Below are 440 nucleotides of genomic sequence, written 5' to 3'. Positions count from 1 at the left end.
TTCCAAGGTAGCTCAACGGTGGAGCAACCGGCTGTTAACCGGTAGGCTGTGGGTTCGAGCCCCACCCTTGGAGCCAAAAAAGCCGAAGTGGCGGAACTGGCAGACGCACAGGACTTAAAATCCTGCGGGACTTACCTCTCGTACCGGTTCGATTCCGGTCTTCGGCACTTATAAAACAATATCGCGGAGTGGAGCAGTTGGCAGCTCGTCGGGCTCATAACCCGAAGGTCGTAGGTTCGAGTCCTGCCTCCGCAACCATTAAAAATCAAAACGGCTCGTTGGTCAAGAGGTTAAGACACCGCCCTTTCACGGCGGTAACAGGGGTTCAATTCCCCTACGAGTCACCAATTAAATATGCGGGTGTAGCTCAATGGTAGAGTTCTGGCCTTCCAAGCCAGCTGTGAGGGTTCGATCCCCTTCACCCGCTCCAAAAATGGGAC

At 54.1% G+C, this 440-nt stretch carries 5 tRNA genes; all 5 read left to right on the top strand.

Going from position 1 to position 440, the window contains the following annotated elements:
* Position 1 precedes the first annotated feature (1 nt).
* The 5 genes from Q3223_RS19560 (at position 2) to Q3223_RS19540 (ending at position 430) form a co-directional block, all read left to right on the top strand.
* Positions 2–76, top strand: a tRNA-Asn gene (locus tag Q3223_RS19560).
* A 5-nt stretch (positions 77–81) separates the two neighbouring features.
* Positions 82–167: transfer RNA gene (locus tag Q3223_RS19555), tRNA-Leu, on the top strand.
* Positions 168–182: 15 nt separating this feature from the next.
* Positions 183–258 (top strand) — tRNA-Met (locus tag Q3223_RS19550).
* A 14-nt stretch (positions 259–272) separates the two neighbouring features.
* Positions 273–347, top strand: a tRNA-Glu gene (locus Q3223_RS19545).
* Positions 348–356: 9 nt separating this feature from the next.
* A tRNA-Gly gene (locus Q3223_RS19540) sits at positions 357–430 on the top strand.
* The last annotated feature ends 10 nt before the right edge of the window (positions 431–440 follow it).

The organism is Clostridioides sp. GD02367 (assembly GCF_045900275.1).
Lineage (GTDB): Bacteria > Bacillota > Clostridia > Peptostreptococcales > Peptostreptococcaceae > Clostridioides > Clostridioides difficile_A.
This window is presented reverse-complemented; position numbering and strand designations above follow the sequence as displayed.